This window comes from Novosphingobium sp. 17-62-19, from assembly GCF_002256775.1.
In the GTDB taxonomy this organism is placed as follows: domain Bacteria; phylum Pseudomonadota; class Alphaproteobacteria; order Sphingomonadales; family Sphingomonadaceae; genus Novosphingobium.
In genome coordinates this window covers 1-21,825 of the sequence record NZ_NCII01000050.1, presented here as the reverse complement: position 1 = coordinate 21,825, position 21,825 = coordinate 1, and the positions used below count along the sequence as shown (strand labels likewise).

At 62.1% G+C, this 21,825-nt stretch carries 23 protein-coding genes; 17 read left to right on the top strand and 6 right to left on the bottom strand.

The genetic code is table 11. The annotated features are described in order from the left end of the window. Positions 1-48 precede the first annotated feature (48 nt). The 7 genes from rsfS (at position 49) to B7X90_RS10685 (ending at position 5,535) form a co-directional block, all read left to right on the top strand. Positions 49-441: a ribosome silencing factor gene (gene rsfS / locus B7X90_RS10715; protein ID WP_292624334.1), complete on the top strand. Its 393-nt coding sequence runs from the start codon at positions 49-51 to the stop codon at positions 439-441. A 290-nt stretch (positions 442-731) separates the two neighbouring features. Beyond that, positions 732-1,157: a 23S rRNA (pseudouridine(1915)-N(3))-methyltransferase RlmH gene (locus tag B7X90_RS10710; protein WP_292624332.1), complete on the top strand. Its 426-nt coding sequence runs from the start codon at positions 732-734 to the stop codon at positions 1,155-1,157. Positions 1,158-1,165: 8 nt separating this feature from the next. After that, entirely contained in the window at positions 1,166-2,383 is a 1,218-nt protein-coding gene (locus B7X90_RS10705) for a peptidoglycan DD-metalloendopeptidase family protein (RefSeq protein WP_292624330.1), read from the top strand. 127 nt (positions 2,384-2,510) lie between these two features. After that, a complete protein-coding gene (locus tag B7X90_RS10700; RefSeq protein WP_292624328.1) occupies positions 2,511-3,854 on the top strand; it encodes a S41 family peptidase in 1,344 nt (447 codons plus the stop codon). A gap of 13 nt (positions 3,855-3,867) precedes the next feature. Next, positions 3,868-4,353: a disulfide bond formation protein B gene (locus B7X90_RS10695; RefSeq protein WP_292624327.1), complete on the top strand. Its 486-nt coding sequence runs from the start codon at positions 3,868-3,870 to the stop codon at positions 4,351-4,353. A gap of 4 nt (positions 4,354-4,357) precedes the next feature. Then, on the top strand, positions 4,358-4,867 hold the full coding sequence (locus B7X90_RS10690) for a demethoxyubiquinone hydroxylase family protein (RefSeq protein ID WP_292624325.1): 510 nt from the start codon (positions 4,358-4,360) through the stop codon (positions 4,865-4,867). Positions 4,868-4,962: 95 nt separating this feature from the next. Next, the gene (locus tag B7X90_RS10685; protein ID WP_292624324.1) at positions 4,963-5,535 is read left to right on the top strand and encodes a hypothetical protein; all 573 of its coding nucleotides are present in this window, start codon (positions 4,963-4,965) and stop codon (positions 5,533-5,535) included. Positions 5,536-5,678: 143 nt separating this feature from the next. On the opposite strand, the gene fabI is transcribed toward B7X90_RS10685, so the two are convergent. Genes fabI through B7X90_RS10670 form a run of 3 tightly spaced genes read right to left on the bottom strand, consistent with a single transcriptional unit; the run spans position 5,679 to position 8,488 of the window. Then, complete coding sequence (fabI, locus tag B7X90_RS10680; RefSeq protein ID WP_292624323.1) at positions 5,679-6,482, bottom strand: enoyl-ACP reductase FabI; 804 nt, start codon at positions 6,480-6,482, stop codon at positions 5,679-5,681. After that, positions 6,479-7,477, bottom strand: coding sequence for a YihY/virulence factor BrkB family protein (locus tag B7X90_RS10675; RefSeq protein WP_292624352.1), 999 nt, complete (start codon positions 7,475-7,477; stop codon positions 6,479-6,481). Before B7X90_RS10675 ends, fabI begins: the two co-directional genes overlap by 4 nt. 60 nt (positions 7,478-7,537) lie before the next feature. Then, positions 7,538-8,488, bottom strand: a complete 951-nt coding sequence (locus tag B7X90_RS10670; protein WP_292624321.1) for a DnaJ C-terminal domain-containing protein — start codon at positions 8,486-8,488, stop codon at positions 7,538-7,540. Between the two features lie 290 nt (positions 8,489-8,778). Here B7X90_RS10670 and pdxH point away from each other — a divergent pair, with 290 nt between their 5' ends. From pdxH to B7X90_RS10655, 3 genes are read left to right on the top strand one after another with little or no spacing between them, the layout of a single operon-like run. Further along, entirely contained in the window at positions 8,779-9,402 is a 624-nt protein-coding gene (pdxH, locus tag B7X90_RS10665) for a pyridoxamine 5'-phosphate oxidase (RefSeq protein WP_292624319.1), read from the top strand. Between the two features lie 10 nt (positions 9,403-9,412). Further along, entirely contained in the window at positions 9,413-10,378 is a 966-nt protein-coding gene (locus B7X90_RS10660; protein WP_292624317.1) for a cation diffusion facilitator family transporter, read from the top strand. Continuing rightward, on the top strand, positions 10,375-11,190 hold the full coding sequence (locus B7X90_RS10655) for a PhzF family phenazine biosynthesis protein (protein ID WP_292624316.1): 816 nt from the start codon (positions 10,375-10,377) through the stop codon (positions 11,188-11,190). Before B7X90_RS10660 ends, B7X90_RS10655 begins: the two co-directional genes overlap by 4 nt. Here B7X90_RS10655 and B7X90_RS10650 read toward each other — a convergent pair. Continuing rightward, a complete protein-coding gene (locus tag B7X90_RS10650) occupies positions 11,187-12,311 on the bottom strand; it encodes a serine hydrolase (RefSeq protein ID WP_292624314.1) in 1,125 nt (374 codons plus the stop codon). The two genes, B7X90_RS10655 and B7X90_RS10650, sit on opposite strands and share 4 nt — an antisense overlap. 70 nt (positions 12,312-12,381) lie before the next feature. On the opposite strand from B7X90_RS10650, the gene B7X90_RS10645 reads away from it, so the two are divergent. Next, complete coding sequence (locus tag B7X90_RS10645; RefSeq protein ID WP_292624312.1) at positions 12,382-12,711, top strand: hypothetical protein; 330 nt, start codon at positions 12,382-12,384, stop codon at positions 12,709-12,711. A gap of 4 nt (positions 12,712-12,715) precedes the next feature. Here B7X90_RS10645 and mnmA read toward each other — a convergent pair whose 3' ends face one another. After that, entirely contained in the window at positions 12,716-13,858 is a 1,143-nt protein-coding gene (gene mnmA, locus B7X90_RS10640) for a tRNA 2-thiouridine(34) synthase MnmA (RefSeq protein WP_292624311.1), read from the bottom strand. Positions 13,859-14,006: 148 nt separating this feature from the next. On the opposite strand from mnmA, the gene B7X90_RS10635 reads away from it, so the two are divergent. The 6 genes from B7X90_RS10635 to B7X90_RS10610 all read left to right on the top strand — a co-directional run bounded on the left by B7X90_RS10635 (position 14,007) and on the right by B7X90_RS10610 (position 21,297). Beyond that, complete coding sequence (locus B7X90_RS10635; protein WP_292624309.1) at positions 14,007-14,357, top strand: hypothetical protein; 351 nt, start codon at positions 14,007-14,009, stop codon at positions 14,355-14,357. Position 14,358: 1 nt separating this feature from the next. Beyond that, the gene (locus B7X90_RS10630) at positions 14,359-14,658 is read left to right on the top strand and encodes a DUF1153 domain-containing protein (protein ID WP_292624307.1); all 300 of its coding nucleotides are present in this window, start codon (positions 14,359-14,361) and stop codon (positions 14,656-14,658) included. Positions 14,659-15,050: 392 nt separating this feature from the next. Then, positions 15,051-16,226, top strand: coding sequence for an efflux RND transporter periplasmic adaptor subunit (locus B7X90_RS10625; protein ID WP_292624304.1), 1,176 nt, complete (start codon positions 15,051-15,053; stop codon positions 16,224-16,226). A 9-nt stretch (positions 16,227-16,235) separates the two neighbouring features. Then, positions 16,236-19,439, top strand: a complete 3,204-nt coding sequence (locus tag B7X90_RS10620) for an efflux RND transporter permease subunit (RefSeq protein WP_292624302.1) — start codon at positions 16,236-16,238, stop codon at positions 19,437-19,439. 122 nt (positions 19,440-19,561) lie between these two features. Next, positions 19,562-20,767, top strand: a complete 1,206-nt coding sequence (locus B7X90_RS10615) for a DUF445 domain-containing protein (RefSeq protein WP_292624351.1) — start codon at positions 19,562-19,564, stop codon at positions 20,765-20,767. Beyond that, a complete protein-coding gene (locus B7X90_RS10610; protein WP_292624300.1) occupies positions 20,764-21,297 on the top strand; it encodes a GNAT family N-acetyltransferase in 534 nt (177 codons plus the stop codon). The genes B7X90_RS10615 and B7X90_RS10610 overlap by 4 nt, the downstream gene beginning before the upstream one ends. Positions 21,298-21,387: 90 nt before the next feature. Here the strand turns inward: B7X90_RS10610 and B7X90_RS10605 are convergent. Continuing rightward, the coding region (locus B7X90_RS10605) for a TCP-1/cpn60 chaperonin family protein (RefSeq protein WP_292624298.1) at positions 21,388-21,825 on the bottom strand (438 nt) is incomplete at its 5' end.

Sequence of the window (21,825 nt, the reverse complement as noted above, 5' to 3'; positions counted from 1 at the left end):
CAACCGTTATTGCTTGACTCTTGAGCCACGGAGGCCATTTCGCGCGACATGACCAGCGTTCAACCGCTGTCGGCCAAGGCCGACACAGCCCAAAAGACCCCATACTCCCCTGCCGCGCTGCACGATCTCGTGCTGGCGTCGCTTGACGACGATCAGGCGCAGGAAGTGGTTTCCATCCCGCTCGAAGGCAAAAGCTCCGTCGCCGATTACATGGTGATCGCTTCAGGCCGTTCGACCCGTCAGGTCGCCACGATGGCGCAGAAGCTGGCCGAGCGGATCAAGCACGGCGGCTTCGGCCACGTCCGCATCGAAGGCCTGCCCGCCGCCGATTGGGTGTTGGTTGATGCCGGCGATGTTGTGATCCACCTGTTCCGCCCGGAAGTGCGCACGTTCTACAACCTCGAACGCATGTGGAACTTCGGAGACGCTGGCGCGGCGTGATCGATTGCAGTCTGCACTGACAGTCTGCGGTTTTAGGCGTGCCGTTGAAAAGATTGGATCGCGCAGAGGCGCAGAGGAAGCAGAGATCGCAAAGACGTTGCTTCTGCGGCAACGCCGCTGATGGCCTCATCGTCATGGGAAGGCGTTGAGGTAGAATCGGGAATGGCCATTCGGCCAAGAGCCACTTCTCTGCGATCTCTGCTTCCTCTGCGTCTCTGCGCGAAACCACCTTCCTCTTCTTTTCCCGAAGAGGAATTCATTTCCCTACCAATCCCCGCTAGACCGCGCCCATGCTGCTGCACATCATCGCCCGTGGGAAGATCGGCCGCTCGCCCGAGGCGGAGCTGGTGGAGCGTTATGCCAAGCGCATTGCGTGGGGATTGAAGGTTACTGAGTTGCCCGACCGAGGTGGGGCTGTGCCACCTCCTTCGCAAACCCCGTTCCGCACCGTGGTGCTGGATGAACGGGGCAAGCAGCTGACTTCCAGTGAATTTGCCGCGATCCTTGGCCGGTGGCGCGATGATGGTGTGCGTGAGGCGCGGTTTCTGATCGGCGCTGCGGATGGGCATGACGATCCCTTGCGTGAATCTGCCGATCTGCTCATTGCGTTCGGCAAGGCGACATGGCCGCACATGATGGCGCGTGCGATGCTGGCCGAACAGCTTTGGCGCGCTACCAGCATTCTTGCTGGTCATCCCTATCACCGTGAAGGATAAGCGGCGGCATGACGTCACGCTTTGCGTTCATATCCGCGTGTTTGGCCTTGGCAGGCGTTGCCGCCTGGCAGGCGAGTGCGCAAAAGGCCAGTCCCTATGCCGACGCGGGCGAGGCGGGCGAAGTGCTGCGTCAGGCAGGGCAGGCGCTGGCCAAGTCACGCGCCCGCGCCGACGCGCTTGAGCAGGCCGCGCGCAAGGTAACTGCCGAGGCGGATCGCACGGCAAAGGAAGTTGCCGCCGTCGCCGCGCGCATCCAGCAGTCCGAAGCTGAAATTCAGGTGGCCGAAGCCAAGATCGTGCTGATCGACCAGCAACGCGAACGCCTGCGCAACCGCATGGCTGAGCGGCAGGAACCGGTTGTGCGCCTCACCGCAGCGCTGCAACTGATGGCGCGCCGCCCGCTGGCTTTCAGCCTCGTCCGTGCAGAAAGTCTGCGCGATACTGTGCATCTGCGTGCGGTGATGGAAACCATGCTCCCCGAAGTGCGACGCCGCACCGCAGGGCTGCGCATCGAGATTGAGCGCAGCCGCAAGCTGCAAGCCGAAGCGCAACTTGCCGCTGACGAACGGCGCAAGGGCGAAAAGTCGCTTCAGGCGCGCCGGACCGAGCTGGCCGCGATGGAAAGCCGACAGCGCCTTGCTTCACGCGAAGCCCAAGGGGTGGCGAGTCGCGAGGCCGACCGCACAATGGCTCTGGCCGAGCAGACGCGCGACTTGTCATCGTTGCTCGACCGGCTGGAAGAGGATGGCTCGCTGCGCAAGCAACTGGCTGCTCTCCCCGGCCCGGTCCTGCCACCAAGTCGCCCCGGCGACGTGCTGCAAGTGGTCGATGCGCCGCCGCCCATGCTGGTGACCAACGCGCCGAGGCTGCCGTGGATCATGCCGGTGAGCGGGCGGCTGGTTTCTGGGTTTGGCGCAGCTTCTGCCACGGGGCCAACTACTGGCGTGACACTTGCCCCCTCAGCCGGTGCGCAGGTGGTGTCGCCCGCCGATGGCCGGATCGCCTTTGCTGGGCCATATCGTGGGTACGGCACTATCGTGATCGTTGAACATGACGGCGGCTGGACAACGCTGGTCACAAACCTTGGCCGCATCGCCGCGCGCGTTGGGGACAAAGTGGTGCAAGGTTCGCCTCTGGGCATCGCCGGGACGGGGCGGCCTGTTTTGACCGTGGAACTGCGCCGCGATGGCGCGCCGGTGAATCCGCTGGATCAGGATGCCGGTTGATCGGGCTGCATTTGCAGTTCGTCGATCAACAGGCCTAACCCTGCCCCAAAACCTCATCTGGCGTTAATTCACGCGCGGTTATACAATCGCCACAATGCACACGTCTTCGCGAAAGGCCCCACGGGCAATGAAGTTCGCCGATCTGCTGCGCGCTACCGCGCTGGTTACCGCTGTTGCGCTGATCCCTGCCACTACCGCGGGCCTTGCCGCGGTCGATTCGCGCACTGGGCCGGAGTTCGGCAAGCTGCTGGCGGTCTATGAGCGGATCAAGTCGAACTATGTCGAGCCGATCGACGATGAGAAGCTGCTGAAGGGCGCGATAGACGGTATGCTGTCTTCGCTCGATCCGCACAGTTCCTATCTCGACGTCCGCGATTTCGAAAACCTGCGCACGCAGACCGAAGGCTCCTACGGCGGCCTCGGGCTGTCGGTTACGCTGGATGACGGCGCGGTAAAGGTCATCGCGCCGACCAAGGGCAGCCCCGCCGATCTCGCCGGGGTCAAAGCGGGCGATTATATCACCCACCTTGATGGCAAGCTGATCTACGGAGGCTCGCTCGACGAAGCCGTGGACCAGATGCGCGGGGTGCCCGGCACGCAGATCAAGCTCAGCGTGTTTCGCCCCGGTCGGGATGAGCCGTTTGACGTGGCGATCACCCGGAAGATTATCGAACTGAAACCGGTGGAGTGGGAACTTCAGGGCAATGTAGCGGTGATTTCCGTTTCCAGCTTCAGCGCCGATGTGGGGGCTTCGGTCAAGAAGGCCTGGGCCGAGGCAAAGGCCAAAGCGGGCGGGCGTGTCACGGGGCTGGTTCTCGATCTGCGCGGCAACCCCGGCGGTTTGCTGGACGAGGCAATTGCTCTGTCGGACTTGTTCCTTGAACGCGGCAACATCGTTTCGCAGCGTGGCCGCTATGCCCGCGATACCGAAGTCTATCCGGCCGAGATCGATACCAAGGGGGATATTGCCAAGGGCACGCCGATGATCGTGCTGATCGACGAAGGTTCGGCCTCCGCGTCAGAAATCGTCGCAGGCGCTTTGCAGGACCAGCATCGCGCGGTGGTGATGGGCCAGCGCAGTTTTGGCAAAGGTAGTGTGCAGACGCTCATCCCGCTGACCCGCGATACAGCGGTGAAGTTGACGACGGCGCGCTACTACACACCATCGGGCCGTTCGGTGCAGGAAGGTGGGATCGATCCCGATATCACCGTGCCGCAGATTTCCGACCCCGATCTGCGCAAGCGGCAGGCGCGTTCCTATCGCGAAAGCGACTTGCGCGGCCATCTGATCAACGAGATCAAGCTTGAGGACAAGGATCTGGAAAAAGACAAGATCGACGATCCGCGCTTCAAGATGACGGCGGAAGAATTGAAGGCCAGGAACATCAAGGATTTCCAGCTTTACTACGCAGTGCAGACACTGGGCCGGACCGCCCCTCGGAGCGCTCTTGCGGCAAAGATGAAGCGGTAATAGGGCACAGGGCATGACTGCTGCCCAATCGCGGAATGCCGCCTATGCGCTCGCACTGCTCGTCCCCGGCGGGCTGATGGCAGGCGCGCTGATCTCGCAATACGGGTTCGGGCTCTACCCTTGCGAGATGTGCTGGTGGCAGCGCTATCCGCACATCGCGGCCATCGTTCTGGCGCTGCTGGCCTTCACGATGAAGGGCCGGGGTGCCGGCGACATGGCAGTGATCCTTGCCGCCATCGCCACCGGCATATCCGGGCTGATCGGCGCGTTTCACGCTGGCGTCGAATATGGCTGGTGGGAAGGCGTGACCGCTTGTGCCACCGTGGCAGCAAGCGGTGGAAATCCGCTCGATGCCATCATGAATGCGCCTGTTATCCGGTGCGATGTTGCCCCATGGTCCCTCTTTGGAATAAGCCTTGCCGGGTTCAATTTCCTAATATCGTTGAGCGGTGCGGTGCTTGTTTTCGCGCTTCTCGGGAAAAGCCGCAAGGGAGCCTGACGCCATGACCAAAACCGCTCAAATGCTGCGCGTGGACCAGGCGGGGGAATTCGGCGCGACGCAGATCTACGCCGGGCAACTGGCGGTCATGGGCAACCGCGCGCCCCATTCGGCAGAAATTGCCGCAATGGCCGAACAGGAAGCCGACCACCGCAAGCGCTTCGATGCCTTGCTGGTAAAGCGCGGTGTGCGGCCCACGGCGCTGCAACCGATGTGGTCGGTCGCGGGCTTTGCACTCGGCGCGGCAACGGCGCTGATCGGCCCGAAGGCGGCAATGGCCTGTACCGCCGCGATCGAGACCGAGATCGATCTGCACTATACCGAGCAGCTCGAAGAACTGGGTGACAGCGACCCCGAGCTGTCGGAAATGATTCGCGAATTCCGCGATGACGAGCGCGAACACCGCGATGCCGCGCTGGCCGCTGGGGCCGAGCAGGCGCCAGCCTATCCTTTGCTGTTCAATGCGATCCGTCTGGGCTGCCGCGCCGCAATTGCGGTTTCAAAGCGGATTTGATCCAGCGCAGGGAACCACAGGCACTATTCGGCTCTTCATCTACCATTCACAGCGGACGCGCCCTATATCGGCCATAGCCTGACCGGAGATCCTTGATGAAGCGCCTGATTCCTGCCGCCCTGCTGCTGTCCAGCGCGCTTGCCATCCCTGCGTTTGCACAAGGGGCCGATCAAGGGATGGTCGACCCTTCGGGTGAGCGCGTGAACCAGCTGATCGTCTATGGCGATGATCCCTGCCCAAAATCCGATGGCAACACGATCACGGTCTGCGCGCGCAAGGAAGAGGAGGAGCGCTTCCGCATTCCCAAACCCTTCCGCGAAAATCTTGAATCACCGCAGAACCGTTCATGGACCGACCGCGTCAAGGCCTATGAAACAGTTGGTTCGTTCGGCACCAATTCGTGCTCGGCAGTGGGCGGCGGCGGCACAACGGGCTGCCTCGCCAAGCTGATCGACCGCGCCTATGCCGAGAAGAAGAACAGCCCCGACGTGCAGTTCGGCAAGCTGATCGAGGAAGAACGCGAAAAACGCCTGAGCACGATCGATGCTGACGCCGCCGCCGAACAAGCGCGCGTCGAGCAGATCGAGCGTGAGTATGAGGCAAGGCTGAAGCGTGAGCGTGACGGCGTGCCTGCACCTGAAGCACCGCCTGCTCCGCCTAGCAACTAACCCACCCCGCTGCGACTAACTTCACTGCGTTCAGTAAGTCTCGCGGCCCTCCCGCCTGCGGGACGACAAGCCAGCTCTGTCTTTCCCCCCTCCCGCAGGCGGGAGGGGCCGGGGGTGAGCTTCGGCGCGTGCGGTTCAGCCAATCACCCCAGCGCAATATCCGGCGCGTCTTCCTGCTTCATGCCGACGGTGTGGTAGCCCGCATCGACATGATGCGTCTCGCCGGTGACGCCCGAAGCAAGGTCTGACAGCAGATAAAGCCCCGCGCCACCCACATCGTCGATGGTGACATTGCGACGCATCGGGCTGTTCAGCTCGTTCCACTTCAGGATGTAGCGGAAATCGCCGATGCCGCTGGCGGCCAGCGTCTTGATGGGACCGGCCGAAATCGCGTTCACGCGAATTCCTGCCGGGCCGCAGTCGTTGGCGAGGTATTTGACGCTGGCTTCCAGTGCTGCCTTGGCAACGCCCATTACGTTATAGTGCGGCACAACCTTTTCGGCACCGTAATACGTCAGGGTTACGATCGATCCACCAGCCGACATCATTTCCATCGCCCGCTTGGTCACGGCGACCAGGCTGTAGGCCGAGATGTTCATCGTCATCAGGAAGTTGTCGAGCGTGGTGTCGTAATACTTGCCGCGCAACTGGGTCTTGTCGGAATAGCCGATGGCGTGGACGATGAAATCGATGGTTGGCCAGCGAGCCTTCAGCGTTTCGAACGTCTGGTCCAGCGCGTCCATATCGGACACGTCGCATTCGATCAGGAAATCGCTGCCAAGGCTTTCCGCCAGCGGGCGCACGCGCTTTTCCAGCGCTTCACCCTGATAGGAGAAGGCGAGTTCGGCGCCATGTTCGTGCAACTTCTTGGCGATGCCCCAGGCCAGCGACTTGTCATTGGCGAGGCCCATGATCAAGCCGCGTTTGCCTTGCATAAGTCCGGTCATGCGTTTTCGTTCTCGCTTCTATTCGTCTCGATCCCGCTGCCCGTCATTTTTCGGGCGCGATTGTCTGCCTGACCCAGCATGTCGCGCTCTTCCGGCGTTTCGGCAAGTGCGGCGTTGAGTTCGGCTCCTACCACCATCCCTAAGCCGACAAGCCAGAAAAAGAAAAGGGCGATCATGATCCCGGCAAGGCTGCCATAGGTCAGATCATAGGAAAAAAAGGTCCGCAAGGCTGCGGGGAGCGCTGTTGTGACCACTATCCACCATACCGTCACAAACAATGCGCCGGGCCATTTGGGATAGTCCCGCCCCCGGAAAGCGCCGGGGGTAAGCGAGATGAACAACAGCCAGAGGGCACCGTACAGCACGGCGGCGGGAATGAAGCGTGACAGTGCGAGGCTGGAGACAAGATCGCTGAATTGCGGGAGGAAGGCTTCAATCACTTCCTGCGCCGCGCCGATCAGAACCTGTGCGAAAATGGCGAGAAGAATCAGCACGACCGAAGCCAGCGTCACTCCGGTGGAGGCGAGCCGATAGCGCCAGAATGCATGTTCCCAACGTGTGCCATAGGCGCGGCGCAAGATGTCGCGTATGGTTTCAACCAGACTGCCAACGGTCCACAGACCGAACATACCGCCGATCCACAGCAGCCAGCCGCTCCGCGCTTCGATCACGCTACGCGCGACTGGTTCAATGGTGGCAGCAACCACGGGAGGCAGGGCAATCAACACGGCGTCAATGGCCGCAGCGCGCTGGCTGGCCTCACCGATCAGCGAAAAAAGTGCTGCGCTGGCGATGAAGAACGGGAAGATCGCGATTACGATCATATAGGCAAGGTTGCCCGCATGGATCGATCCGTCGTTGAATACGCCGGTGAAGACGCGCTTGATCACCTCCCACGCGCGGCTGCCGGGTCCCAGGCGTTCGCGCGCTTCGGCCAACCCCTGGCGCCAGCGCAAGGCTTCTTGCCGCCGTGCTTCGGGCGACAGGTTCGTCATGGCCATCTGCGGTTGGGACTCAGGCGAATCCTCAACCGGCGGCGGGTCTGTTGAAGTCACTCAGACACCGAGTTTTTCACGAAGGTTGCGCATATCGGCCCAACCCTCGAGACGCGCTTTCAGATCCATGTCGTCGGCAGGAATATCTATCTGCAACGTGACCAACTGGTCACCGCGTGTGCCGTCCTTGCGTGAAAAGCCCCGGTCCTTCAGCCGCAAAGTGCGGCCGCTCGAACTTCCCGGTGCCACCGTCAGCATGACCGCGCCGTCAACCGTGGGCACTTTTACTTTCGCGCCGTGGACCGCTTCTGAAAGGCTGATCGGCAGGTCGAGCCGGATATTGTCGCCGTCGCGTTCGTAAAAGGCGTGGGCACCGATCTCGATGGTGACGATCGCATCGCCATTGCCGCCGGGGCCAGCTTCGCCCTTTCCGCCAAGGCGCATCTGCTGCCCGCTTTCCACGCCAGCAGGAAGCTTGAGGTCGATGGTCTTGCCATCGGACAGGGTAATGCGTTGGTTGGCGCGCGTCGCGGCGTCCTCGAACGATACTTTCAGGCGGTAGCTGACATTTGCCCCCTTGGGTGGAGGACCGCGCCGCGCGCCACCCATTCCACCGCCGCCCATGCCACCGCGCCCGCCGAACAGGCCTTCGAAGATGTCGCCGATGTCGATACCTTCGGCAGCACCGCCTTCAAAGCCACCATCATGCCGGAAGCCGCCCTGATTGCCGCGAAACCCGCCACCGCCGCCGCCGCCGCCGCCAAAGCCGCCGCCAAACGGCCCCGTCGGATTGCCATCAGCATCAATCTCGCCCCGGTCAAACTTCGCGCGCTTGTCCTTGTCGGTCAGCAGATCATAGGCGCGAGTCACCTCGGAGAAGCGCTCCGTGGCTTTGGGGTTGTCCTTGTTTTTGTCCGGGTGAAGCTCCTTGGCCAGCTTGCGATAGGCGGACTTGATGTCCTTCTCGCTCGCGCTGCGTGGAACTCCCAGAGTAGAATACGGATCAGCCATGCCGCATAGCTAGGGCGCGCAAGGCTTGCCCGCAAGGTTGCCTTTCCTACATTGATCGAGGGGAGTAGGTCGGCTGCATGGAATTGATCCCGGTCATCGAGAAACGTGGCGCTTCTGGCAAAGCTTTCACACCGCATCCCCGCGCAGGCGGGAACCTTGGGCCGCTAACGCAGACGTTCCGTAAACCGCACGAGGCCCCCGCCTGCGTGGGGAGCAGGCCGCGCCGGAAAGGCCTCTCACTGTTGCTCTCAGGACTGTGTAAACCCCGTAAACCTTTTCAGGAAACTGCCGTGAAGTCTGAACAGAATTCTCCCGAAAGCGTCGATGCAATCCCCCACGCCGATCCCATCGCGATCTTCGAATCATGGTTTGCGCAGGCGCAGCAGAGCGAGCCGAACGACCCCAACGCAATGGCGCTGGCTACTGCCACGCCAGACGGCCTGCCCTCGGTGCGGATGGTCCTGTTGAAAGGCCACGGACCTGACGGTTTCGTGTTCTATACCAACTTCCACAGCCGCAAGGGCGTGGAACTGGTTGCCAACCGCCACGTCGCGCTGCTGTTTCACTGGAAATCGCTGCGCCGCCAGATCCGTATCGAAGGCCCGATTGCCGAAGTCAGCGCGATGGAAGCCGACGCCTACTTCGCAAGCCGCCATCCCGAATCGCGACTCGGTTCGGCCGCGTCGGACCAGTCGCGCCCTTTGCCGGACCGGCAGACCTATCTCGACCGTGTCGATGCGCTGCGGACGCAGTATCCCGATGGCGATGTGCCACGCCCCCCGCACTGGTCAGGCTATCGCGTGACGCCCACGGCCATCGAATTCTGGCAGGACCGGGACTACCGCCTGCATGAACGCCGCCGGTTCGTGGCTGACGGCGCGGGTGGCTGGACCAGCAGCCTGCTTTACCCCTAAGGCAGCGGGCATGACTGCTGAACATGCCAACCTGAACCGCAAGGCCGCGCTGGCGAGCATCGTAGTGGCGTTGCTGCTGGCGGGGATGAAGCTGTGGGCGGTGATTTCCACCGGCTCGGCGTCCATGCTCGGCAGCCTTGCCGACACCACGCTCGATCTGGTGGCCAGCGTTGCAACGCTGATCGGCGTGTGGGTCGCAGCCATGCCCGATGATGCCAACCACCGCTTCGGCCACGGCAAGGCCGAGGCGCTGGCCGCGATGTTCCAGGTGGTGCTGATCTCGATCTCGGCCATCGGCATTGCGGTCCGTGCGGTCGGCCAGTTTTTCGGGCAGGTACAAGTGGCGGAGCCTGAAACGGGCGTGATCGTCTCGGCCATTGCGATGGGCGCAACTTTGGCACTGCTGGCTTATCAGCGGCATGTGATCCGGCAGACCCGCAGCCTCGCGATCAGTACTGACAATGTGCATTACAAGTCTGATCTGTTCCTCAACCTTGCGGTGATCGTGGCGCTGCTGCTTGAGGCACGAGCCGGAATTCGCGGGGCCGATGCCGTGTTTGCGTTCGGCATTGCGCTGTGGCTGGGATGGAGCGCGTGGGGCGCTTCGCAAGCGGCGGTGGACCAGTTGATGGACCACGAATGGCCTCTGGAAAAGCGCGAGCGCTTTCTTGAACTGGTCTCGCAGCACCCTGAGTTGAAAGGTCTGCACGACTTGCGCACGCGCACCAGCGGAAATCGCGATTTCGTCCAGTTCCATGTCTGGGTCGATGGACGCATGACCGTAACCGAAGCGCACCGCGTTATGGATGAGATCGAGGACAAGCTGATGGTGGCCTTTCCGGGCGTCGAAATCCTGATCCATCCTGATCCCGAAGGGTTGGTGGATGAAGACCTGATGGGCGCGGAAAACCTGCTTGAAGCTGCTCCCGAAACCGTCAGCCCAGCTATTCTTGCACAAGGAGCACCAAGCGTGTGAGCGATACGAAAGTCCCGTATTTCCATGTCGATGCCTTCACCGCGCGGGCGCTCAGTGGCAATCAGGCGGCGGTGATGCTGCTTGAAGCGTGGCCGGAGGATGCCACGTTGCAGGCGATCGGTGCGGAGAACATGTTCGCCGAAACCGCGTTTCTGGTGCCTGACCACACCGGAGCGGCCGATTTTGAGCTGCGCTGGTTCACTCCGGCGGTGGAAGTGGCGATGTGCGGCCATGCAACGCTGGCTTCAGGCCATGTGGTGTTGGGGCAAGACCCGATGCGCGGACGCGTTACCTTTGCCACGCGCAAGGCGGGCATTCTGGAAGTCGCGCGTGATGGCGACCGCTATGTCCTGTCTTTGCCGGTGGTTCCGACAGCGCCGGGAAGCTTCGATGCGGCCATTCCGATGCTGGGGGCGCCGATACCCAATGAGGTCTGGCGATGTGATGGCTACAACCTGTTCGTCTATCCCTCGGCGGCCGACGTTGAGGCGTTGACGCCTGATTTCAAGGCACTGCTGCAGTTTGGCGACGACCAGTTCATCGCGACCGCTCCGGCTGCAGGCCATGCGTCAGGCGCTGACGTGGTGAGCCGGGTATTCGTGCCCGGCGGCGGAATTGATGAGGATGCGGCGACCGGATCGGCCCACGCGGCGCTGACCCCGATGTGGGCGCAGAAGCTGGGGCGCGATGCCTTTGCGGCGCATCAGGCTTCGGCCCGCGGGGCGGATTTTGCATGTCGGCTGGAGGGTGACCGCGCGTTGCTGGGCGGTGATTGCGTGACCGTGGTCGAGGGGCTGTTTCGGCTACCCTAGCGGTAGAGCGCTACAACGTCGGCCAGCCCGTTCACGACATTGTCACCGACGTCATCCTGGGTCTTGCCGAGGCGGACAACGGTGATCCCGCGTGAGGGGCTGACCAGCACATATTGGCCAAGGTGGCCGATGCAGGCGAACAGGTCTTTTGGCCCACGATCCGGGAAGAGTGCCGAATCGCCGCTCGTTGCCTTGCGGTTCAGCCAGATCTGCGCGCCGTATTGTGCCTCGCGCGGCGAAGGGGTGACCATGAAATCGATCCACTGGCGCGGCATGATCTGCGCGCCCTTGACCGAGCCTTTGTGCCGCAGGAATTCACCGAACTTCGCCCAATCGCGCGCGGTGCCGTGGATCAGCGAACCGCCGACAAGGGTGCCAGACCGGTCAAACTCGGGCAGCATGGATTTCATCCCCGCCGGTTCGAACAGGCGGGTACGCAGATAGTCTGCCACGGCATTGCGGCGGCTTTCGGGATCGGGCGCGGGAGTAAGCACGCGTGCCGCCAGATCGGCGAGAATCACGCTGGTGGCGCTGGAATACTCGAACTTGCGGCCAGGTTCAGCCTCCAGCGGCTGATCCTCGGCATAGCGGGCCATATTGTCGCGCCCGTCGAGGAAGAGCATTCGCACTTCGTCGGATTCGTAGATCGGCTCAATGGCTTCGGAATGGCGCAGGCCTGAGCGCATTTGCAGCAATTGGCGCAAGGTGATTTCACCGCGCGGATCGCCGGAGCGCTGCCATGCGGGGACGGGGGCAGTCTCATCGAGCCGCAGGCGGCCATCGGAAACCAACATGCCAATCATCACGCCGGTGACCGATTTGGCCATCGACCAGCTGATGAAGCGGGTGTTTTCGTGATAGCCTTCGGCATATCGTTCGGCGACGATCCGGCCCCCTTTCATCACAACGACCGCGCGGGTCTCGCCCATGTCTTCGGCAAAGAGGTTGTCGATGGCGCGGGCAAGCTTCTCGCGGTCGGCTCCCGGTTCCTTGACCACGGCTTTGAGCGCACGGTCGGACAGGGGTGGAGGGCCTTCGGGCGCTTTCGTCCCCGGCGAACAACTGCCAAGGGCTGGCAGCAGCGCGAGTGACATTATAAGGGAAAAAGAACGGCGGGCCATCGGGCCTGACCTTCGACCAGAATCGGCAGTCATGGCAACCGGCAACCACAGTTCCCCCACAGCTCCGTCAATGACGATTGGACCAAAACGGCGCTGGTGGCCGCGCCTGCTGCTGGGTGCTTTGGCAGTGACGGTTGTTGCGCTGGCGGTGTTCTGGTCCACGATCAGCAGCTATGCGACGACCGGCACAAGCTATGGTGCGCGCGTGGCCTGTTCGTGCCGCTATGCCGGGGGGCGCACGCTTTCTGACTGCGCCAAGGACTTTGAGCCGGGCATGGAACTGGTGAGCTTGAGCGAGGATGCGAAGGCCAAGAACGTGACCGCGCGATTCGCGCTGATGTTCAGCCAGACCGCGACCTACAAGGAGGGCTGGGGCTGCGTGCTGGAGCCTTGGAAGTAAGGCCTTACAGCGTTTCCCACCGCTCGGTCGAATCGATCCAGCCTCCGCCGACCACGCGCTCACCCGCATAGATCACAGCCGCCTGTCCGGGGGCTACGCCATATTCGGGCTGGGTGAAGCGGATTGTAGTGCTGGCGTTCTCGCCGAACGGGCCTTGCAGCGTGACGGGCACAGGCTTGGCCATTGAGCGCACCTTTGCCGTGAGCGGACCTTGCGGGAGTAGGCCGATGCGGTTGGTCTCGGTAATCACTGCGCTGCCTACCGCCAGCATCGGGCGCGGGCCGACGAGGACGCGATGGGTAGGGGCATCGAGGCCCACAACGTAGAGCGGTTCGGGCTGTCCGCCGATTTCGAGGCCGCGACGCTGCCCGACGGTATAGTGAATGATGCCGCGATGAGTGCCCAGCACTTCACCGCTGGCTGCGTGGACGATCTCGCCCGGCGCGTCACCTTCGGGGCGGACGGCGCGGACGATCTTGGCGTAGTCGCCATCGGGCACGAAGCAGATGTCCTGACTGTCGGGCTTGGCAGCGATGGCAAGGCCCATCGCCTCAGCCATGCGGCGCGTTTCGGTTTTCGGCAGGCCACCCAAGGGGAAGCGCAGGAAGGAAAGCTGTTCCTCGGTAGTGCCGTAGAGGAAGTAGGACTGATCACGCGCAGGGTCTGCCGCGCGGTGCAGTTCGGCACCATGCGTGCCGATCACACGCCGCACATAGTGGCCGGTGGCGAGGCAATCGGCGCCCAGTTCGCGCGCCATGGCCAGCAGATCGGTGAATTTCGGCCCCATATTGCAGCGGACGCAGGGGATGGGGGTGCGGCCGTTGAGGTAATCGTCGGCAAAGCGCTCGACGACTTCCTCACGGAAACTGGATTCGTGGTCGAATACATAATGTGCGATGCCAAGCCGGTCGGCGACCTGACGAGCATCGCGGATATCGTCACCTGCGCAACAAGCGCCCTTGCGCCCGGTGGCAGCGCCATAATCATAGAGCTGGAGCGTAACGCCGATGACTTCTGCGTCGGTGGCGGCCGCCATTCCGGCGACGACCGAACTATCGACGCCGCCCGACATGGCGACGACGATTCGGCGTGCCGAAAGTGGCCCGGAAAGGTCAAAAAGGTTTGTATCTGTGGAGTCTGCGATCATCGCGCGTGCCATAGGCGCAAAAGCTTTTCAGCGCAAAACCCATAGCCCGCGCCGTTTTCGTGTCAGAAATGCGACGACCTGAACAAAAGGTAATGGCGGCCTTTACCGGACCTTAGCCATCTCGCCCCTAGAAGGCTTGGCGATGGACATGAGCTTCGAACATTCTGCCGCTTGGGCACAGGACGATCCGGCTTTCGAGGCGGCTTTCGGGTTGCGCCCGCTGACATGGCACGGCTTGTGCGCACAGATTACCGCGATGCAGGATCTGCGCCGGGCATTCGTACGCGGACCTGCGCAGGGCAACGTCGGCACGATCGGCAGCTTCGACGCGGGGACGGCCAGACTCATTGCGACCGGATTTTCGGGCGGCCCGGCGCAGATGGAAACCTATGAATGTCCTGTTAACCCAAACTCTTCAGTGAATGGCAAAGCAAATTTGGCCAGAACCGTTGATGCAATAACCGGGGTCTGGACGGACCACGCTGAAGTACGAGATTGAGATGATCGAGAACCAGAAAATCCGCCCTGCACAGGTGATCGGTCCGCTCGGCGAACCGCTCACGGTCGATAGCCTGCCGCCGCCTTCTACGACACGTTGGGTCGTGCGTCGCAAGGCCGAGGTCGTGGCCGCCGTGAACGGTGGTCTGCTGACAATCGACGAAGTGTGCGAGCGCTACGGCCTCACGCTTGAAGAGTTCGCCTCGTGGCAGCGCGCGGTTGACCGTTCAGGTATGCAGGGCCTGCGCGTGACTCGCATCCAGCACTACCGCGACCTTTACGAGCGTCAGCTCAAGTACTGATCGCTTCTACCAGCTCCATCCGCGGCGGCCGTCTCCTTCGGGAGGCGGCCGTTGTTCTTTGGGGCATCTGTTGCGCAAGGCAGGCAGGTGGGAAGTTCCTGTCGCGAATTCGTCGCGAGTTGGCGAGCGGGTGTTACAGAAAGTTACAGGTGCAAGAAAGACACGCCATCCGTTTTGGCGTAAGTCCTTCGTCGAGACGGAATTGCGCCTTGTCGGATCGGGGTCTAATGCACGTGCTTGACCTGCCATGGCGGGAGGGGCCGCAGTGCTTGCGGCTAGTGCGTTATGAATGTAACACACCACTCGAAACACTTAAGGGGCCAGTCCTCGCTGCGGTACGGTAGTATGCCAAAGTGGTAGATTGCCGAAACGGTACGATGGCAGGGAAAAGCATGAACTACGAAACGACCATTGATGCCGAAGGTGTGCTGGCCCTGAACGATCTGGATGGAGCGGATGGTGCGCGTCGGTCTCGCCGTCGCATCTGGATCATTGCCGCTATCGTTATCGTTGTGTTGATCGCTGCCTGGTACTTCATGCATGGCAGCGGTTCGTCTGGCGCCGAGAGTGGTGCTGGCGAACAGTCCCAGGTCGTAACTGTGGTTGTCCCGGGGAAGACCACCATCTCTGGCATGATCTCCGCCAGCGGCACGATTGCTGCGCGCCGACAAATGCCGGTGGGCGTCGCTGGTGAAGGTGGGCAGATCACCCGCGTGCTGGTCGATGCCGGTGACTGGGTTCAGGCTGGGCAAGTCCTGGCGGTGATTGATCGCGCGGTGCAGGGCCAGCAAGTTGCCAGCCAGGCCGCCAACGTTGAAGTGGCTGCAGCGGATGCTCGGCTTGCGCAGGCCAATCTTGATCGTGCGCTCAAGCTGGTAGAGCGCGGCTTTATCTCAAAGGCAGACGTTGACCGCCTGACCGCGACCCGCGATGCCGCCGTGGCCCGTGTGAGCGTGGCGCGCGCCGGGCTGGGCGAACTGCGGGAGCGTGCAAACCGCCTGAACATCGTGGCCCCTGCCTCCGGCCTCGTGCTGACGCGTGCGGCTGAACCGGGCCAGATCGTAAGCTCGGGCAGCGGTGTGCTGTTCTCGCTGGCGCGTGATGGCCAGATGGAAATGCAGGCGCGGCTTGCGGAATTCGAATTGGCAAAACTTTCGGTCGGCGCTGTTGCAGAAGTAACCCCTGTCGGTTCGGATCGGACTTTTACCGGAGAGGTGTGGCAGCTTTCACCAACCATCGACCAAACTTCGCGCGAGGGCATTGCCCGTATTGCGCTGAGTTATGACAAGGCGCTGCGGCCCGGCGGGTTTGCCAGCGCAAAGTTGCGCTCGGGCACAATTACCGCACCGTTGTTACCAGAATCGGCGATCCTCAGCGATGAAAAGGGTTCGTTCGTCTATGTCATCGACAAGGACAACAAGGCCCAGCGCCGACCGGTCAAGACCGGTGAGGTGAACGCGCGTGGGATTGCGGTGATCGAAGGCATTTCGGGCAACGAGCGGATCGTACTGCGTGCAGGCGGGTTCCTCAATCCGGGTGACAAGGTTCAGCCGGTGCTTGCGAAGTAAGGACCGGGCATGAACTTTCAGAACATCTCGGCCTGGTGCATTCGCAACCCGGTCGTTCCGCTTGTCCTGTTTATCGGCCTGACGCTGGCCGGCCTCGTGTCCTTCATGCAGATGAAGGTTCAGGACACGCCGGACATCGAATTTCCGATTGTCATCGTCCAGATCTCGCAGCCGGGCGCAGCCCCGACCGAGATCGAGAACCAGATCACCCAGCGCGTTGAATCGGCGGTCCGGTCCATTGCGGGCGTCGATACGCTGACCTCTACTGCATCGGAAGGCAGCAGCCAGACGCAAGTCCAGTTCAAGATCGGGCAGGACATCAACGCGGCGGTCAATGAGGTGAAGAATCAGGTCGACCAGATCCGGTCTGACCTGCCCGAAGGCATTCTTGAGCCGCAGGTGTTCAAGGTTGAAACGTCGTCGAACCCGATTGCCTATTTCGCGGTCGCGGCAGATGACATGACCATCGAGCAGCTTTCCTGGTATATTGACGATACCATCGCCAAGCGGTTGCTCGCGGTTCCGGGCATGGCTGAGGTCAGCCGCTCGGGCGGGGTCAGCCGCGAGATCGCGGTAACGCTCGATCCCGCGCGAATGAACGCGCTGGGCGTGACGGCAAGCCAGGTCAACGCGGCATTGCGTCAGGTCAATATCAACGCTGCCGGTGGCCGCACGGAAGTGGCCGGATCGCGCCAGTCGGTGCGCGTGCTGGGCAATGCGAAATCGGCCTATGACCTTTCGCAGACCGAAATCACGCTGAGTGGAAACCGCACGATCCGCGTGGGTGACGTGGCCGATGTGCGCGATGCCTTCAGCGAGTTGACGTCGATCTCGAAGTTCAATGGCAAGCAGGTTGTCACCTTCTCGATGTCGCGCGCGCGCGGCGAATCCGACGTGTCTGTCTATGAAGGCGCGTTGAAGGAGATGGACCAGTTGGTGAAGGAGCAGGGTGGCAAGATCCACTTTGAACTGCTGTTCACCTCGGTCACCTACACCAAGGACCAGTACCGTTCTTCGATGAATGCAATGGTCGAAGGTGCGGTGCTTGCGGTTATTGTGGTGTTCTTCTTCCTGCGTGACTGGCGGGCGACGATCGTGTCAGCCGTGGCCATTCCGCTGTCATCCATCCCGACGTTCTGGGTGCTTGATCTGATGGGCTTCACGCTCAACCAGATGTCGTTGCTGGCACTGGGGCTGGTGGCGGGTGTGCTGGTCGATGACGCTATCGTCGAGATCGAGAATATCGTCAGACACATGCGCATGGGCAAAACTGCCTATCAGGCATCGATTGATGCGGCTGACGAGATTGGCCTTGCGGTTGTGGCGACCACGTTCTCGATTGTGGCGGTGTTCTTCCCAGTGGCACTGATGCCCGGTGTTTCGGGGCAGTTTTTCAAGAACTTCGGCCTCACCGTGGTTATCTCGGTGCTGTTCTCGCTGCTGGTTGCGCGCATGATCACACCGATGATTGCGGCCTATTTCCTGAAGGCGCATGGCGAGGCTGACCATGGTGGTGGACCGTGGATGGACAAGTACATGAAGGTGCTGTCCTGGTCGCTCGATACCAAGGATTCAAAGGCCTATCGCGCCGAGCACCCGCGCCGCCGGTTCCGCGCGCGCCTGCGCGATCATCGGTTGTGGATGATGGGCATTGGATTTCTTGCGCTGATGCTCACGCTCGTACTGTTCATGACGATCCCTTCACAGTTCTTTCCAGATGCCGATAGCGATTCAAGCACGGTTACGATCGAGATGGTGCCGGGCACCACGCTTGAGCAAACCGAACGCAAGATTGGCGAGATCGTTGCATTGCTGGGCAAGCAGCAGGAAGTGGAGTCTCAGCTGGCTTCGGTGCGCGAGGCGCGCGGGAACATCTATGTCAACTTGCGCAAGGATCGTGAGCGGACGAGTCTGGACTTCGAACGCGAACTGACGCCGCAGTTGCAGAAGATTGCCGATGTGCGCATAAACTTCCAGACACAGGGTCCGGGCGGGCCGGGTGGCGGATCGGGCCGACCGATCAGCATCATGCTGGCCGGATCGAACCCAGACCTGTTGCAGAAGACCGCGCAGACGCTGGTTGATGAGATGAGCGCCCTGCCGATGGTCGTGGCACCGCGCATCAGCGCCGATTTGAGGCGTCCTGAAGTGATCATCACGCCACGCCTAGATCTTGCAGCAGATCTGGGCGTCACAACGCAGACGTTGAGCCAGGTGATCCGCATCGCCACACAAGGCGAGATTGATCAAAACAGTGCGAAGTTCTCCCTGTCAGACCGTCAGGTGCCGATCAGGGTGAAACTGCCGGTGGAATCGCGCCGTGATCTCTCGACGATTGAAAGCCTGCCAGTGCCCACCGCATCGGGCGGGTCGGTGCCGCTGTCGCGCGTTGCCGAAATCACGTTCGGTTCGGGTCCGACCCAGATCCAGCGCTACAACCAGAGCCGACGCGTTTTTGTGGGGGCCGACCTGCCGCCGGGCGTGGTCAAGGGCGATGCGATGGCAGCGATCATGAAACTGCCGGTAATGAAGAACCTGCCGCAAGGCGTTTCAAACACGGCAGCGGGCGAGGACAAGTTCCAGGCCGAGATGCTTGAGGGCTTCATCATCGCGGTCGTTTCGGGGATTCTGCTCGTTTTCTCGGTTCTGATCCTGCTCTACCACCGGTTCATTTCGCCGCTGGTCAATATGGGTTCCCTGTTCCTTGCACCGCTGGGCGGACTGCTGATGATCTGGGTGCTGGGACAGCCGCTGTCTCTGCCAGTGTTCATCGGCATATTGATGCTGTTCGGTATCGTTGCCAAGAACTCCATCCTGCTGATCGACTTTGCGCTGGAGGAAATGGCCACGGGCAAGAGCAAGCTCGAAGCGATCACCGAGGCCGGGCACAAGCGTGCGCAGCCGATTATCATGACCACCGTGGCCATGGTCGCCGGGATGATCCCGACGGCGGTTTCGGTAGGCGGCGATGGCGGTTGGCGGGCGCCGATGGGTATGGTGGTGATCGGCGGCCTCACGCTGTCGACCGCGCTGACCCTGCTGATCGTGCCGGCCGGGTTCAGCATTGCCGATGGTCTGGAAAAGCGCATCGGTCCGTGGCTGGCGCGGAACATACTTGGTCATGAGCCGGATCCCTCGCCTTCTGCCGATCCTGCGCCAATTGTGCAGGCCCAACGGAACGAACCGCAGCACGAGGCATTTCCGGCGGAGTGACCGCTGAAACATCGCCACCCGCTGAGGCAATCGCCCCGGCCCCTCCCGCGCCCGACCGCACCCGTTTCAGGCGCGCGCTGCCGATGCAACGTGGAGCCATGCCAGTAGATCGGGCGCGGCGGATGCGCTTGGTTGCCACGTTTCTGCTGCTGGCGATGGCGGTGGTCTATGCCGTGACCCGGCAGTACGAAGGGCTACACCCGGCGGTCGGCTTCGTTCGCGCCTTTGCCGAGGCGGCAATGGTGGGCGGCTTGGCGGACTGGTTTGCGGTGACCGCGCTGTTCCGCCACCCACTTGGCCTGCCGATCCCGCACACGGCGATCATCCCTGAAAACAAGGATCGTATCGCCGATACGATGGCGGCCTTCCTCCAGAGCAATTTCCTCACCGCCCCGGTAGTCGCGCGGCGCATGGGTGCGGTGAACGCGGCTGCGGCGATGGGCGCATTCCTGTCTGATCCGCGCACGGGCGAGAGCCGTTTGCGTGATGGTGCGGCGGGGCTTGTGGCTGACGTGCTCGAATCGCTCGATCCCGAAGAACTGGGTGGGCTGGCCAAAGGTGCATTGCGGGGGCAGCTGGAAAAGCTCGAACTTTCGCCACTGCTGGGTCAGTTGCTTGGCGCGGCGATTGCCGACGGGCGGCACATGCCGGTGATCGAAAGCCTGATCCGCAAAACCGCCGAAACGCTGGAGGCCAATGAGCCGCTGATTCAGGCGACGATCCACGAGCGAGCCAATGCCATCCTGCGTTGGACCGGGTTGGATGAAAAGCTGGCCAATGGCATTCTTGACGGGCTTTACAAACTGCTGGCCGAAACGCTGGTGGTGCCAGACCATCCCGTGCGGCGTAAGATCGAGGACGGGCTGGCGACGCTCGCCCATGATCTCGTCCATGATGCCGACATGCGGGCGCGGGTTGAGAATATGAAGCATGAGGTGCTTGCCAATCCTGCCTTCGCGCGCTGGCTTGATGCCCTGTGGGAGCGTGGGCGCGTGAAGCTGCTCCACATGGTGCGCAATCCGCAGGGTGCGCTGGGCGGACAGCTTGGGGCCAGCCTTTCCGAACTGGGCCGCGCGTTGCAGCAGGACGTGCGCTTGCAGCGCGTGGTCAACCGCTTCGCCCGCCGCACGATGGTGGGTGTGGCCACGCGCTATGGCGCGCAGATCGTGCGGCTCGTTTCCGAAACGGTAAAGCGTTGGGACGCCCGCACTGTGACGGACCGGATCGAGGGGGCCGTGGGGCGAGACCTGCAGTTCATCCGCATCAACGGGACGCTGGTCGGCGGACTTGTCGGCCTGCTGCTGCACACACTGGATGTGGCGCTTTGATCAAAGACTGGCCGACAATCGAGACTGATCGGCTAGTGCTGCGGCTGCCCGGACCCGATGACTACCTGCTCCTGCGCGATCTGGTCGCCGACCCCGAAGTGCATCGCTACCTTGGCCCTCAGCCGCATGACCCGACGACCGATATGTTCAGTCGGGCTTTGCGTGCAGCAGGCTCATGGCAGCTTTACGGCTATGGCATGTTTCTTGTCTTCGAGAAGGATGGCGGAACGTTTGTCGGCCAACTTGGCATGTTCCGTTCGCTGCGCGGCTTTGGCAAGGGACTGGATCACGTGGCCGAGGCGGCGTGGATCGTCGCACGGGAACATTGGCACAAAGGATATGCCCGCGAGGGTATGGAAGCCGCATTCGCGTGGTTCGAAGCTGCGCATGGCAGCCAGCGCATTGCCTGCATGATCGAGCCGGAAAACCTTGCGTCGGTCGCACTTGCGGGAAAGCTCGGGTTCGTCCGCTATGATCGGCACACGCTGGACGACGGCGCGGCGATAGACCTGTTCGAACGTTTGCGCTGAACCTGCCGAAATTGGCATTTGCGGATAAGGAAAGGCCGGGAAGATTGCTCTTCCCGGCCTCCATTTTTAGCGTAGCTGCGTGGGTTGGACTTAGAAGTCCATGCCACCCATTCCGCCCATGCCGCCACCCATCGGGGGCATTGCGGGCTTGTCGTCAGGACGTTCGCTGATCGCCGCTTCGGTGGTGATCAGCAGGCCCGAAACCGACGCTGCATCCTGAAGCGCGGTGCGCACGACCTTGGTCGGGTCGATCACGCCGGCGGCCTTCAGGTTTTCGTAAACGTCGGTCGAGGCGTTGAAGCCCTGATTTTCGTCGTTTTCGCGCAGCAGGTTGCCTGCGACAACGGCGCCGTCGTGGCCAGCGTTCGAGGCGATCTGGCGCAGAGGAGCCTGGATAGCGCGACGAACGATGTCGATGCCCTTGGTCTGGTCGTCGTTAGCACCCTTGAGGCCTTCGAGAGCCTTGGTTGCATAGAGCAGAGCGGTACCGCCACCGGGGACGATGCCTTCTTCGACCGCAGCGCGGGT

What these genes read in the sequence shown, in the direction of transcription:
- B7X90_RS10710 (WP_292624332.1), top strand. Translation starts at nt 732, where the DNA reads ATGCTGCTGCACATCATCGCCCGTGGGAAGATCGGCCGCTCGCCCGAG.
- B7X90_RS10635 (WP_292624309.1), top strand. Translation starts at nt 14,007, where the DNA reads ATGAGCTTCGAACATTCTGCCGCTTGGGCACAGGACGATCCGGCTTTC.
- B7X90_RS10690 (WP_292624325.1), top strand. Translation starts at nt 4,358, where the DNA reads ATGACCAAAACCGCTCAAATGCTGCGCGTGGACCAGGCGGGGGAATTC.
- B7X90_RS10645 (WP_292624312.1), top strand. Translation starts at nt 12,382, where the DNA reads ATGACGATTGGACCAAAACGGCGCTGGTGGCCGCGCCTGCTGCTGGGT.
- B7X90_RS10630 (WP_292624307.1), top strand. Translation starts at nt 14,359, where the DNA reads ATGATCGAGAACCAGAAAATCCGCCCTGCACAGGTGATCGGTCCGCTC.
- B7X90_RS10650 (WP_292624314.1), bottom strand. Translation starts at nt 12,311, where the DNA reads ATGGCCCGCCGTTCTTTTTCCCTTATAATGTCACTCGCGCTGCTGCCA.
- B7X90_RS10705 (WP_292624330.1), top strand. Translation starts at nt 1,166, where the DNA reads ATGACGTCACGCTTTGCGTTCATATCCGCGTGTTTGGCCTTGGCAGGC.
- B7X90_RS10615 (WP_292624351.1), top strand. Translation starts at nt 19,562, where the DNA reads ATGCGCTTGGTTGCCACGTTTCTGCTGCTGGCGATGGCGGTGGTCTAT.
- B7X90_RS10660 (WP_292624317.1), top strand. Translation starts at nt 9,413, where the DNA reads ATGACTGCTGAACATGCCAACCTGAACCGCAAGGCCGCGCTGGCGAGC.
- B7X90_RS10695 (WP_292624327.1), top strand. Translation starts at nt 3,868, where the DNA reads ATGACTGCTGCCCAATCGCGGAATGCCGCCTATGCGCTCGCACTGCTC.
- B7X90_RS10685 (WP_292624324.1), top strand. Translation starts at nt 4,963, where the DNA reads ATGAAGCGCCTGATTCCTGCCGCCCTGCTGCTGTCCAGCGCGCTTGCC.
- B7X90_RS10700 (WP_292624328.1), top strand. Translation starts at nt 2,511, where the DNA reads ATGAAGTTCGCCGATCTGCTGCGCGCTACCGCGCTGGTTACCGCTGTT.
- B7X90_RS10670 (WP_292624321.1), bottom strand. Translation starts at nt 8,488, where the DNA reads ATGGCTGATCCGTATTCTACTCTGGGAGTTCCACGCAGCGCGAGCGAG.
- B7X90_RS10620 (WP_292624302.1), top strand. Translation starts at nt 16,236, where the DNA reads ATGAACTTTCAGAACATCTCGGCCTGGTGCATTCGCAACCCGGTCGTT.
- rsfS (WP_292624334.1), top strand. Translation starts at nt 49, where the DNA reads ATGACCAGCGTTCAACCGCTGTCGGCCAAGGCCGACACAGCCCAAAAG.
- fabI (WP_292624323.1), bottom strand. Translation starts at nt 6,482, where the DNA reads ATGACCGGACTTATGCAAGGCAAACGCGGCTTGATCATGGGCCTCGCC.
- B7X90_RS10625 (WP_292624304.1), top strand. Translation starts at nt 15,051, where the DNA reads ATGAACTACGAAACGACCATTGATGCCGAAGGTGTGCTGGCCCTGAAC.
- B7X90_RS10675 (WP_292624352.1), bottom strand. Translation starts at nt 7,477, where the DNA reads ATGACGAACCTGTCGCCCGAAGCACGGCGGCAAGAAGCCTTGCGCTGG.
- mnmA (WP_292624311.1), bottom strand. Translation starts at nt 13,858, where the DNA reads ATGATCGCAGACTCCACAGATACAAACCTTTTTGACCTTTCCGGGCCA.